This window comes from Exobacillus caeni, from assembly GCF_005747095.1.
GTDB classification, from domain to species: domain Bacteria; phylum Bacillota; class Bacilli; order Bacillales; family Guptibacillaceae; genus Exobacillus; species Exobacillus caeni.
In genome coordinates this window covers 89,572-102,876 of the sequence record NZ_SWLG01000002.1, presented here as the reverse complement: position 1 = coordinate 102,876, position 13,305 = coordinate 89,572, and the positions used below count along the sequence as shown (strand labels likewise).

The following is a 13,305-nucleotide window of genomic DNA, read 5'->3' as shown; positions in this document are numbered from 1 at the left end:
AGACCTTTACGAATCGAGACCATCAGGATCTTTTATAAAATTCACTTTTAAACTCTCTTTTGTGATTTCCTTCCATCGGGCCTCGTCTTTAATGACTGAAGTGAACTTTCCTATCACATGAGGGGTTGCTTGTTGATAAGCGACAGACGACATTAACATAACAATCAATTCCTCTGGATGCTGATCGGCCAGCACGCCCATTTCAATTCCTTTAATAATAAAAGGATAGGTTTGATCATGGAACGGCTGAATCAACTCAGTGAACAAGTGGTCAAATCGTTCTCCTTGCTGAACCGTTTCATTAATAATGAACAAACTGAATTCCCGATGTTCAAAACTCATGTCGACCAACCGATCGAATAAATTCTCCAGCAGTCTCTTCATTTCAAAAGCATCTTCCACATTATCCAGCTCAAAATCATTTATTTGCAGCACGGTCCATGAAAGGTTGGATATCACTTCTTCCCACAATGCTGCTTTCGACCCAAAATGATACTTGATGAGAGCCATGTTCACGTTTGCATCCGAGGCAATCTCCCTGAGACTTGTCTCCTTGAATCCTTTTGTTGAAAAAAGCCTGGTTGCTGACTGAATAAGAGCAGACCTGGCTATCTCTTTCTCCTTTAGAGGCCTTCCACGGTTATTTTTCAACCTGCCATCACTCAATATAATCCCTCCCTTCAGTCATAAGTCGAAATACCCAATTAATTAATCAAATGATTAATTAAAATCATTTAGTTGTTATTTTACCATCAAACAGCATAAAAAAAAAGGGACAGAGGGACAGGTTCCTTGTCCCTCATTCTTTGATAAGGAGGTAACAATTTTTCAAAAAAAATAATCGATCTATCCATTCCAATCACAGCTGCAATCCTTGTTTATTCCGAAGGCCTACACCGAACATCATACCCAGGAGTTATTTAGCGTTTTAATTCAAATGTTTTTAGTTAGTTCTGTACTCGTTTATGCCCACTCATAAATCACCTAAGAACCCGGCTTGTCATCAAGAGTGTTTGGTGATTCGCTGGGACAAGGAACCTGTCCCTGTGTCCCCACACTATTTCCCCCTCTCCCTGCTTATATAATAAAGCAATGAAACAGCAATTCCCCCTTCTATAAAAAACAAATAAACTGGAAGAGGGTAATAGACTTCGAAATGGAAGCTCATATGGATACGATGGAAGAAACCACCGACCTGGAGGATCATCAGAATATCTGGTAAAGCACCAAGGAACCCTGCCACAGGAAGTAGAGCATCATTCTGCTTCCACGCCAGGAATAGAACGAAGAGAATGATGGGCAGACCTAAAAATAAGTTCCATGTTATGTTTAGATCATAGTGAGGAATCCGGTCAAGAACTAAGTGGGAGGCAAATGCGAGAGGAAGGCCGATCCAGCCTTTGCTTCCCGTAAGTTTATAAACCGCTGCACCTCCAAGAATATGTGTCGCTGCCAGCATAATAATCCTCCATTCACTTATTCTCTTATGTCCCTTTAATAGTTCTAAAACCTATTTTTTCATACACAATATACAACCGTCCAGGAAAGAACAGGGGACCTGGCTCCTCGCGCCCCTCTTAGACCTTAATCAAACGTTTGATTAAGACCTGTTGAAAGAATTACAAGCTATTTTAAACAAACTGTCCTCTCTCACATCAAATTTTGGGACAAGGAACCTGTCCCTATGTCCCTATGGTAAAATTATAATAATTTGACAATAAGGTGGAGGTTTTTCAATGAGCACCGAACGTGATTTGTTAGGAATCGAGTTAAAAGCGATTTTAAAGGCTTCAAAAGATAATATAGTGATTACAGACGGCAAAGGAACGGTTTTACGAGCCAGCCCAAACTGTAAATCTGTATACGGAAAAGACCCTTCTTATTTAATAGGAAAGAATGTAAATGACCTTGAATTAGAATCTATTTTTTCGCCATCAATAACTAAAATGGTTTTAAAAGAAAGAAAAGAAATGCAGGTTCTTCAACAAACTCAAACAGATCGGTATGTTATGGCGACAGGACTCCCGGTCTTTGATGATGACGGCAGCATACTCCGTGTTATCAGCTTTTCCTATGACTTAACAGAGATTCAAAGTTTAAAAGAAGATTATGAGGAATTAAGAGCAAAGATGCAACGGTATCAAACGGAAATCCAGGAACTCAGGGAAAAAGATTACGAGCTTGAGGATGTCGTCATGAAAAGTAAAGCGACTCAGCAGATCTGGCAGCTTGTCCAGCGTGTTGCGAAATCGGATGCCACTGTAGTGTTCCTTGGAGAATCAGGGGTAGGAAAAAATGTTTTTGCCCGTGCCCTTCACCATGGAAGCGAACGTAAAGAAGAAAGTTTTATCGAGGTGAACTGTGGTGCCATTCCTGAATCTTTATTTGAATCAGAAATGTTTGGTTATGAGGCTGGGTCTTTTACCGGCGCGAACAAAAAAGGGAAAGCTGGTTTAATTGAGCTGGCTGATAAGGGCACTCTCTTCTTAGATGAAATCGGGGAGCTTCCAATGGCTGTCCAGGCCAAACTCTTAAAAGTCATCCAGGAAAAGACAATCACCAGGGTCGGCGGTATGAAGGCTAAAAATATCGATTTTCGGTTGATCGCCTCTACTAATAAAGACTTAAAAGAAATGGTTAAGGAAGGTATCTTTCGGGAGGACCTCTATTACAGGCTAAACGTGATACCGATAACAATCCCTCCCCTTCGCGAAAGAAATGAGGATATTTTGATGCTGGCCCATTATTTTCTTCAAAAGTTAAATAAAAAGTATGGTACGAACAAATTTTTTCACGCTTCGACGATTGAAGAACTCACTTCCTATTCCTGGCCGGGAAACGTACGGGAGCTTCAAAATATGGTAGAAAGACTTGTTATCACCGCTGAATCAAGAACAATATACCCTGACACACTTCCTTTTTTTCTGCAAAACGACAAGCCGGCCTCTGAAAACAATTGGGCGATCGACCGGATTGAAGAAAACCATAAGACACTGCAGGACGCACTTGAAGAAGTAGAAATCCGATGGCTTAAGCGTGCATACAAGCAATATAAGACCACCTATGAAATTGCTGAAAACCTTGGACTTAGCCAGTCAACCGTCGTTCGCAAGCTAAAAAAATACAATATTAATGCAAAAATGAATTAAAACCCATAAATGAATCGAACTCATTCAAATTAATTCAAAAACGAATCAAATCACTGACACATGTTGGACATTTCTCTCCAATAAAGTTGGCATGGAACTTGCATCTTATTAGAATAAACACTTTAACTAGGAGGTTCATCATGTATCAACCAAAAGATTCTTCCAAGTCGCCACGTTTTTGCGGCGTCCGTACATTTATGAGACTTGAGCAAATCAAGACAACAAAGAACGTAGATTTTGCAGTTCTTGGCGTTCCTTTTGACACAGCAGCATCCAACAGAACCGGCCAGCGGTTAGGCCCAAACCACATTAGAAATTTTTCTACTTTACTTCGGCCGTATAACCCTGACATGGACATCGATATTTTTGACTATTGTTCCGGCGTTGATTACGGAGATATCGATGTGATCCCGGGTAACATCCATCGAACTTACGACAATATGGTCGAAGAGTTAACTCCTCTTCTTGAAGAGAATGTTACACCAATCATTATGGGAGGGGACCACTCCATCACACTTGGGAACTTAAGAGCATTCCATAAAAAGTATGGTCCTGTCGCGCTTGTGCACTTCGACTCCCACGGAGACACCTGGGATAACTATTATGGCGAAAAGTACATGCACGGCACTCCTTTTAGAAGAGCAGCTGAAGAAGGCCTGCTCGATATGGATCATTCTATCCAGGTTGGAATGAGGGGTCCTCTTTATGGCCCTGATGATATCGAGGATGCAAGAGAGCTTGGATTTGAAGTTATTCCAATGAAAGATGTCCGTAAGATGGGTTTTGAAGAAGTCATGAAGCGTATCCATAATCGTGCAGGTGATAAGCCCGTATTCGTTTCCTATGATATTGACTTTGTAGACCCGGCATTTGCACCTGGAACTGGTACACCGGAAGTTGGCGGCCCAACGAGCTATGAAGCATTGGAATATGTTAGAGGCTTAGATGGATTGAATGTGGTTGGATTTGACCTCGTTGAAGTTTTACCAACCTATGACGCTAATGAAATAACTGCTGCCCTCGCATCTTCTGTCATGTATGAAATGATTACACTTACAGCATTAAAAAAGAGGAATCAGCTTCTTAATCAGATTGGAGATACACCTGTAAAAGCATCGAAGGAGTGACTACATGAACGACACCAAGTATTTGTTTATAGAAGGAAACTGGCAATCAGGAGATGGAAAAAGCAGAACGTTGATTAATCCTTACAACGAAGAAAGAATTTTAGAAATAAAAGAAGCAACAGAAGAACAGGCTTCACAGGCTGTTCTTGCTGCACGGAGAGCGTTTGATGAAACAGATTGGGCAATCAACAAGGAGAAACGAATATCGTTAATCCACAGACTTGCCGATCTATTAGAAGAAAACAGCGAGGAATTTGCCGTTGCAGAGACAACGAATACCGGAAAGCCGATAAGGGAATCAAGGCTCGACATTAGTGATTCTGCAGCTTGCCTTCGCTATTACGCAGACCTGGTTAGAGAAGAAACCGGTTCAGAAAAGAAAAATCCAGACGATACGATAAGCAAAGTAATCGAAGAGCCAATCGGAGTTTGTGCGTTAATCGTGCCATGGAACTTCCCGCTTCTACTTGGTATGTGGAAAATCGCTCCCGCACTGGCTGCCGGTAACACAGTAGTCTTTAAACCGTCTGAGCTAACAGCTTTATCAGCAATCAAATTTACAAAGCTCATTGAACAATCCGGCTTTCCACCGGGAGTCTTTAATCTTGTTTTAGGAGAAGGCCTTCCGGTGGGGGAAACACTGGTGAAACATCCCGAAACAGATAAGATATCTTTTACAGGCGGATCAAAAACGGGACAGGCGATAAACCAGTTATGCGCAGGAACTTTTAAGCGCGTGTCCTTAGAGCTTGGTGGCAAGTCACCACTCATCATTCGGGAAGATGCTGATTTAGATGCTGCTGTTGAGTGGGGAATCTTTGGCGCTTTCTTCAATCAAGGAGAGGTCTGTGTTGCTTCTTCAAGAATCCTCATCCATCAAAACATCTATGATTCTTTTATTGAACGTTTGACTAAAAAGCTGGAAATCATAAAAATCGGAGACCCTTTACAAGAAGAGACAGAAATGGGTCCTGTAATCAGCAAGGATCATTTAGATAAAATCGAACAATACATCGATGTTGGACAACAAGAAGGAGCAACATTATTAACCGGCGGAAGACGGCTGGCGGAATCAGGATTCTACCTTTCTCCTGCTGTTTTCACTAACGTAAACCAGTCGATGCGAATCGTACAGGAAGAAATCTTCGGTCCAGTGGTTACCGTTCAAAGTTTTGAAAGCGATGAGGAAGCGGTCAAACTCGCTAACGGTACAAAATACGGTCTCGCTGCCGGAATACTTTCTGCGGATGTAAGAAAAGCCGAAGAAATAGCATCAAAGCTTAAAGCAGGAACAATATGGATCAATAGCTACCATACGCCGTATGTTGATGCACCATGGGGCGGATATAAACAGAGCGGTATCGGTCGGGAGCTTGGTCCACATGGCCTTGCCGGATTTAGAGAGGTAAAACATATCAATACTTCCGGAATCTTGCAAAGAGCTGACTGGTATAACTTTTAAAAGTAACGGTTCCGTGTATAAGGGAACACGGAACCTGCTTCATTTTCACAACCGTAATGTTCAGAATATTAAAACTAAATTACCAGGGGGAAATAATATGAGTCAATTTACCGAACGATTTGGTCATGACAGTATTAGTCCGACATCAAAAAGTGAACGGAGTATGAACTTCTTTTCCACATTCGCGCTATGGCTGGCTGCCAACGTGGTCATCACATCCGTTATGACAGGGATGATGTTTGTTCCAGATATTTCTTTTACAAATGCTATGCTGGCGATTTTAATCGGTTCTGCGATCGGCGCAATTCCACTCGCCTTAACAGGGAGCATCGGAACAAGGACCGGATTGCCGACGATGGTTATGACGAGAGCTTCTTTCGGACAAAAGGGCGCAGTACTCCCGGCCATCGTTAACACCATCGTCCTTATTGGATGGAGCTGGATCCAGGCCTATATGGCAGGATTGAGCTTAAACTATGCCATCGAATATACTACAGGTTACAGTAACATTAACCTGTTTGTTGTCCTGACAGAGATTCTAGTTGTAGGGATCACAATTTACGGCCACAGAGGCGTTGAGAGCATAGAAAAATGGGTTTCCGTTGCAATGCTGATTTTATCTGCAGTAGTGTTTGCAAAGCTATTCACAACCTATAATGTCGCTTCCCTCGTTCAAATGGAAGTAAGCGAAAATCCTGCAGTTTCTGGTATCATTGCATTCGATATCGTAGTCGCAACTGCGTTCTCATGGATGTCCAGCGTTTGTGACTTTAATCGCTATTGCAAATCTGTAAAAACCGGCATGTGGGCTACTTATTCCGGATACCTGCTAGCTTCTCTCATCGCAATGGGTCTGGGAGCAGTTGTAAGCGGATTCAGTATCCTGTCGAACATGGAACAAACCTATGATCCTACCGTTCTTCTTTCTGCATACGGGTTTGGGCTCGTCGCTTCAATTGTCGTCTTCTTCTCAGTACTTTCAACGAATGTGATGGCGCTATACAGTGCGACAATGTCGATCATGAACGTGCTTCCAAAAACAGGTTTCTGGAAACCAGCGCTTATTTTAGGTATCATGTGTACGCTTGGTGCACTTTTAAAAGAGACGCTGATGGCTAACTTCTTCAACTTTATCTTATTGATCGCAACATTGTTTATCCCGGTTTTTTCTATTGTGTTAGCGGACTTTTTCTTAGTGAAAAAAGGCCACTATGATGCAGAGGATATAGCCTATGACAACAAAGGGCTTTACCGCTATCAAAAAGGAATCAATATAGCTGCTTATGTCACTTACATTCTCGGTGCAGTTTTCGCTTATTATTTTACGTATGTACAACCTCTTAGCATCGGAGCTACAATCCTTACTTTCCTTCTGTCAGGAGGTCTTTACTACGGAATAATGGCTGCATCCGGGCAACTTTCTAGCCATAAAAAGAGCGAGCCAGAAATCCCAAATAAGCTGGAGGCATAGAACATGAAAACGCAACAAATTACTGTGGCACAGGCAGCTTTTCAAAATGGTGACATTGCTTCCAACATAAAAAAAATGGAAGACATGGTCAACCAATGTAAAATTGCTCACCCGGAGACACGCTTGATCATTTTTCCGGAGCTCGCTGCCACTGGCTATTTTCTTACTTCAGAAATAAAAGAACTTGCACAAACACAAGACGGACCCATCTCTCAAAGAATGCGGAAAGCAGCTCAACAATATGAGGTAAACATCGTTTACGGATATGTAGAAAAAGATACGGAAGGAAAAATTTATAATGCAATCCAACTGGTGGGTCCCGACGGAAATGCTGAAGCTAACTATCGCAAAATACATCTTACTCCCTTAGAAAGAGGAATTTTCACTGCCGGATCAGAACTTGTAACGGTTCAGACCGATATCGGAAAAATCGGGCTTATGATTTGCTGGGACCTGGCCTTCCCTGAACTTTCACGTGCCCTTGCCCTTAAGGGCGCTGACATTCTGATTGCACCGAGCGCCTGGGAAGATCCGTACGATGCTCCTTTCACCCAGTTCGGTGCGGCCAGAGCAATCGATAACACCGTCTATGTCGCAGCTTGCAACCATGTAGGCGAATCCGGGGAATTAACCTTTTTTGGAAAATCAGCCATATACGGACCGGACGGGCAAACGATTAAGACTGCAGCTAAATACGAAGACACACTCATTACAGCAACCCTGGATGAAGAATGGCGAAAAGAAATCAAGGAAAGCTTCTTCACAATGCTGGAAGAACGAAGAACCGACGTATATGAGACGTAGGAGGGACAGAGGGACAGGTCCCTTGTCCCTCATCCTTTGATAAGGAGGAAACAATTTGTTCAAAAAAATTATCGATCTATCTATTCCAATAACAACTGAAACCCCTGTTTATCCCGGAGACCCCGTGCCGAACATCACCCCTGCTGCAGAACTGGCAAAAGACGGCTACCAGGTCACTTCCTTGAATATCGGGTCGCATACCGGAACACATGTAGATGCTCCCTACCACTTTCAGCAGGAAGGCGATCGGATCGACGAATCAGATCTGGTGAAATTCATGGGACGTGGCGTTGTACTCGATGTGAGAGGAAAAAAGCCAGGTGAGGAGATTACATTTGCAGATGTTGCCGAACAGCTGGAAAATATAAGGTCAGAAAACATCGTTCTCTTCCAAACAGGATGGTCGCAATTTATTGGTACCGAAACATACTTTAACCATCCTTATCTCTCTGTTGAAATCATCACTCACCTGCTAGAAAAAGGAGTAAGGACTTTCTTCATCGACGCATTAAACGTGGATCCACCAGACGGATCGGCTTTCCCTGTACACGATGCAATCACAGGGGTAAACGGAATCATCGGAGAGAATTTCTGTAACTTTGATAAAATCGATTTTCCTGATCCGCTTATCATAGCTCTACCTTTAAAATTACAGGGACTTGACGGATCGCCAGTTAGAGCGGTTGCAGTGGAGATGGATTAGAATCAAAAAGGCATACAGGATTATTTTGCGTTTTTACTGAGAAATGAAATATTTAAACGAACACACGCCTTAATCATTCGTTTGATCAAGGCGTGTGTTCTCAGCTTTCGTTTAAATGATTTTTAGTACTGGAGATTTGCTGGGACAAGGAACCTGTCCCTATGTCCCTAGGTTTATAGATTTCCAATCGATAAATATTTCGTTTCTAAATATGGCTCGATCCCTTCGATACCGCCTTCACGTCCAAGTCCGCTTTCTTTCATTCCACCGAATGGAACATGGGCAGCAGATGGGGCACCATCGTTCCACCCTACAATGCCGAAGTCTAAGTGATCATGTAAGTACGTTCCTGTTTTATAATCATTTGTGAAGAAATAGGCTGCAAGTCCATACGGAGTATTATTCGCAATCGTAACCGCTTCTTCTAAATCTTTATAACTGATGATTGGAGCTACCGGTCCAAACGTTTCTTCTTGCATGATTTTCATCGTTGAATCAACGTTTTTCAGCACTGTTGGATATACGAAAAAACAACCTTGTTCTTTATCCACGTTGTACTCATTTCCAGTAAGAACTTCTGCGCCCTTTTCAATCGCTTCCTCGATTTGCGAAACGACTTTTTCGTATCCTTTTTCATTAATGATAGGCCCTATTTGGACATCTTCTTCCAGTCCATTACCGACTTTTAATTTTTTAACTTCTTCTGCCAGTTTTTCTGAGAACGCCTCTACTACCTCTTCATGTACGATGATTCGGTTAGCACATACACACGTTTGACCGGCATTACGGAACTTCGAAGCGATTGTTTGACTCACGGCAAAGTCTAGATCAGCATCTTGCGCTACGATAAGAGGCGCATGTCCCCCAAGCTCCATTGTGACATGTTTGATCGTATCCGCACTATTTTTGATCAGGGACTTCCCTACAGGTGTGGAACCGGTAAATGTAATCTTCCGTACATATTCGCTGCTCGTGAACATTTCGCCGACTTCTTTTCCATCACCAATCACATACTGGATGACATCAGTCGGAATTCCAACTTCGTGGGCCAGTTCGATTAATCTAATTGTAGTGAGTGGTGTATCTTCTGCTGGTTTAACAATGAATGTACACCCTGCCGCTAACGCAGGGGCCGCTTTTCTGGTCATCATAGCTGCCGGAAAATTCCATGGTGTAATTGCAGCGACTAGTCCGATCGCTTGCTTACTAACGATAATGCGCTTCGTTTCAGCAGCAGCCGGAATGGTTCGTCCGTATATTCGTTTGGCTTCTTCTGCATACCAATCGATATAGCTAGTTGCATAGTCAACCTCGCCAAGGGATTCTTTTAGTGGCTTGCCATTTTCTAAGGTCATTAACTTTGCTAGTTCTTCTTTATTCTCCTGAATTTTGTTGGACCAATCTTTTAAATAGCCTGATCGTGTATGAGCGTTAATTTTGGACCACTTTTTAAAGCTTAGGTGCCCATTCTCCAATGCTTGTTCTATCTCTTCTTTTGAGTTGATATTCACTTCCGAAACCAGCTCGCCTGTGGCCGGATTCTTTACCTTGAAAGACTTTGTCATCTGGACGTACCCCGCTTCTCTGTCATTATGATTGAAATGCTTTCTCTAAGATCGATAACCCTTTCGCTAATTCATCCTCTGTGATGACTAACGGTGCAAGAAAACGTATGACATTACCTTTTGTTCCGGCAGATAGAAGTAAGAGGCCATTTGCATTCGCAAACTTCACAATCTCTGCTGTTTTTGCTTTGTCCGGTTTTTGAGTGGTACGGTCTTCGATGATTTCAACAGCAACCATCGCACCGAGGCGCCGGATCTCGCCAACGAAGTCATGCTGTTCCTCTAGTTCCTTTAGCTTGTATTCGATCTTCTTCCCAATGTTTTCTGCTTTTTCAAGCAAATTTTCTTCTTCTATCACTTCGATGACAGCGAGTGCAGCAGCACAGGCCACAGGATTCCCAGCGTAGGTTCCACCTAATTCACCCGGGTCGGCAACGTTTAGAATCTCCTCTTTTCCAACAACGCCACTTAAAGGCAACCCTGCTGCTAAAGACTTGGATACAGTGATCAAGTCAGGGATTATATCAAAATGTTCAACTGCAAAAAGTTTTCCTGTCCGGCCGAATCCGGTTTGAATTTCATCGGCGATAAAGACAATACCGTGTTCTTTACAGAATTCACTAACAGCCTGAACAAATTTTTTCGGAGGAATAATAAACCCGCCTTCACCCTGAACCGGTTCCATCACCACACACGCAACGGTCTCTGGAGCGACTGTAGTAATAAAGAAGTCTTTAAACTCTTCAATCTTTAGATCGATATATGCTTCTTCTGTCATTTCCTTTTGTTCATGATACAAATAAGGGAACGGTGCCTGGTAAATCTCAGGTGCGAATGGTCCAAAACCAAACTTGTATGGTTTTACTTTACTGGTCATGCCCATCGTTAGATTTGTTCTTCCATGATAACCGCGAACAAAAGAAACGACAGCCTGTCTTCCTGTATACCGACGGGAAACTTTTATAGCATTCTCAACAGCTTCTGCTCCTGAATTGAAGAAAATAGCCTGCTTATCAAAATCCCCGGGTGTAAGCTGGCACAATTTCTCAGCAAGCGTAATGTATCCTTCGTACATCATCACATTGAATCCGGGATGCAAGAATTTATCCACCTGTTTTTTTACAGCCTCGGTGATCTTAGCATGGCTGTGGCCAACGTTCAATGTGCCGATCGCCCCCGCGAAGTCGATCCAGTCGTTCCCTTCGATATCAGTGATCGTTGCTCCTGAAGCATGGTCTGCAAAATTCAAATTGCCGTTACTCACACCTTTTGGAACATACTTCTTTCTCTTTTCCTGCAACTCTTTCGTCGTTAAAGTCGTATTGGTCATGGTAATCCTCCTTCATCATTCTATTCTTACTTTCATGATGACAGTGATTTGGTATAATGAAAAGTACCAATTATGAAAAAAATAAGGTACCAGTTGAAGAGGGATAATTATGATCTATGTAAAGATAGATAAACAATCGAATCAAAACTACATCTATCAGCAGATTTACGAGGGAATCAAGGTAAATATTTTAGAAGGGAGAATGAAGCCAGACGAAAAACTTCCATCTAAAAGAAATCTCGCAGACCAATTAAATGTTAGTGTGAATTCCGTGATGAATGCCTATGAACAACTGCTTGCTGAAGGCTATATCTATACTTCTGAGAGAAAAGGATATTATGTAGAAAGCATCACTCGTTTTTTACACAATGAGAACTCTATAAAAAAACCGTTGCCTCAAGACCTTAAAGAGAAGAGTAAGAATCACGAAGGATGGCTGTCACTTTCCCATATGACGGCAGATATTTCACTATTTCCATTCAAAGAATGGTTAAAGTGCCAGCAAAAAGCTCTAAGCCTGCACAAAAGGGAACTCTCTGAAATCCCTAATCCCCAGGGTCCTTATATTGTGAGGAGAACCATTTGCCGTTTGATAGCTCTAACAAGAGGAGTTATCTGTGAACCGGAACAAGTGGTGCTCGGCTCTGGTACCATGTCATTGATACAACAATTAATGGTAACACAAAATAATAACGCAGTTGTTGCGTTAGAAGACCCCGGGTACTTTCGATTATATTCTTTATTAAAGAAAATGGGGTTTAACGTTAATCCTGTCGGTCTCGATGACAGGGGGATTAAGATAGAGGAAGTTGACTCTTTAACAGCAGATTTCACGTTCGTCACTCCGTCCCACCAGTTTCCTACCGGTAAAATAATGCCTATATCCAGACGGATCGAGCTTTTAAACTGGGCTGCTTCTTCTGGCGATCGGTATATTGTAGAAGATGATTATGATAGTGAATTTAAATATAAAACAGACAGTATTCCTGCCTTACAAAGCTTAGACCGCAATCAGCGGGTTATTTATACCGGCTCTTTTTCTAAAACGATGTTGCCCGGCTTACGCATTAGCTACATGGTACTGCCGCCTGATTTATTAAGAGAGTTCCGTCGATACCATACCGATTTAATCCAATCCAGCAACTCCTTAAACCTTTTCACCTTACACTATTTTATAGAAAACGGAGAGTACAGCAGACACGTAAAAAGAATGAACCATCTTTACGAAACGAAAAGAAAAATGTTAATAAAAGAGCTTCAGGATCGTTTTAAAAGCAATGTGGAAATCGATGACATACCAGCCGGCCTCCATCTACTAGCCCACTTTAAAACCACAAAAAGCTATGAAGAAATTGAAACAAGGGCCAAGGAACAAAAACTAGAAATCTATACAATGAAACGGTTTTTACTAGAGAAAGAATACGAAAGTAATAATAAGATCGATTTAATTATCGGGTTTGCTAACATTCAGGAGGAAAAGATAGCTGAAGCTGTTGATCGTCTTTTTAGTGTTCTTGGGACATAGGGACAGGTTCCTTGTCCCTTAGTTGAAGGAAAAAAATAATTTATTTAAAACGAACACAGGCCTCAATCAAATGTTTGATTGAGGCCTCTGTTCGAAAAAATCTTTATTGTTTGGTTCATCAACATTACTCACCTGAACATGCTAACCAGCCCTGGGACAAGGTACCTGT

General features: G+C 42.1%; 11 protein-coding genes. 7 read left to right on the top strand and 4 right to left on the bottom strand.

What is annotated here, in order from left to right:
• Positions 1 to 6: 6 nt before the first annotated feature.
• Positions 7 to 666: a TetR/AcrR family transcriptional regulator gene (locus FCL54_RS03945; RefSeq protein WP_171016673.1), complete on the bottom strand. Its 660-nt coding sequence runs from the start codon at positions 664 to 666 to the stop codon at positions 7 to 9.
• Between the two features lie 391 nt (positions 667 to 1,057).
• Positions 1,058 to 1,459, bottom strand: coding sequence for a hypothetical protein (locus FCL54_RS03940; RefSeq protein WP_138123438.1), 402 nt, complete (start codon positions 1,457 to 1,459; stop codon positions 1,058 to 1,060).
• 277 nt (positions 1,460 to 1,736) lie between these two features.
• Here FCL54_RS03940 and FCL54_RS03935 point away from each other — a divergent pair, with 277 nt between their 5' ends.
• The 6 genes from FCL54_RS03935 to FCL54_RS03910 all read left to right on the top strand — a co-directional run bounded on the left by FCL54_RS03935 (position 1,737) and on the right by FCL54_RS03910 (position 8,716).
• Entirely contained in the window at positions 1,737 to 3,149 is a 1,413-nt protein-coding gene (locus FCL54_RS03935) for a sigma-54 interaction domain-containing protein (protein WP_138123436.1), read from the top strand.
• Positions 3,150 to 3,289: 140 nt separating this feature from the next.
• Positions 3,290 to 4,276, top strand: a complete 987-nt coding sequence (gene speB, locus FCL54_RS03930; RefSeq protein ID WP_138123434.1) for an agmatinase — start codon at positions 3,290 to 3,292, stop codon at positions 4,274 to 4,276.
• Between the two features lie 4 nt (positions 4,277 to 4,280).
• A complete protein-coding gene (locus FCL54_RS03925) occupies positions 4,281 to 5,738 on the top strand; it encodes an aldehyde dehydrogenase family protein (RefSeq protein WP_138123432.1) in 1,458 nt (485 codons plus the stop codon).
• A gap of 97 nt (positions 5,739 to 5,835) precedes the next feature.
• A complete protein-coding gene (locus tag FCL54_RS03920; protein ID WP_138123430.1) occupies positions 5,836 to 7,209 on the top strand; it encodes a purine-cytosine permease family protein in 1,374 nt (457 codons plus the stop codon).
• A 3-nt stretch (positions 7,210 to 7,212) separates the two neighbouring features.
• Positions 7,213 to 8,013, top strand: coding sequence for a carbon-nitrogen hydrolase family protein (locus tag FCL54_RS03915; RefSeq protein ID WP_138123428.1), 801 nt, complete (start codon positions 7,213 to 7,215; stop codon positions 8,011 to 8,013).
• Positions 8,014 to 8,068: 55 nt separating this feature from the next.
• The gene (locus tag FCL54_RS03910; RefSeq protein WP_246055127.1) at positions 8,069 to 8,716 is read left to right on the top strand and encodes a cyclase family protein; all 648 of its coding nucleotides are present in this window, start codon (positions 8,069 to 8,071) and stop codon (positions 8,714 to 8,716) included.
• A gap of 173 nt (positions 8,717 to 8,889) precedes the next feature.
• Here FCL54_RS03910 and FCL54_RS03905 read toward each other — a convergent pair whose 3' ends face one another.
• A complete protein-coding gene (locus FCL54_RS03905) occupies positions 8,890 to 10,281 on the bottom strand; it encodes an NAD-dependent succinate-semialdehyde dehydrogenase (RefSeq protein ID WP_138123426.1) in 1,392 nt (463 codons plus the stop codon).
• 25 nt (positions 10,282 to 10,306) lie between these two features.
• Entirely contained in the window at positions 10,307 to 11,611 is a 1,305-nt protein-coding gene (gene gabT / locus FCL54_RS03900; protein ID WP_138123424.1) for a 4-aminobutyrate--2-oxoglutarate transaminase, read from the bottom strand.
• 109 nt (positions 11,612 to 11,720) lie between these two features.
• On the opposite strand from gabT, the gene gabR reads away from it, so the two are divergent.
• Positions 11,721 to 13,136 (top strand): MocR-like transcriptional regulator GabR, encoded by a 1,416-nt coding sequence (gene gabR / locus FCL54_RS03895; RefSeq protein WP_138123422.1) that lies wholly within the window; start codon positions 11,721 to 11,723, stop codon positions 13,134 to 13,136.
• Positions 13,137 to 13,305: the final 169 nt, after the last annotated feature.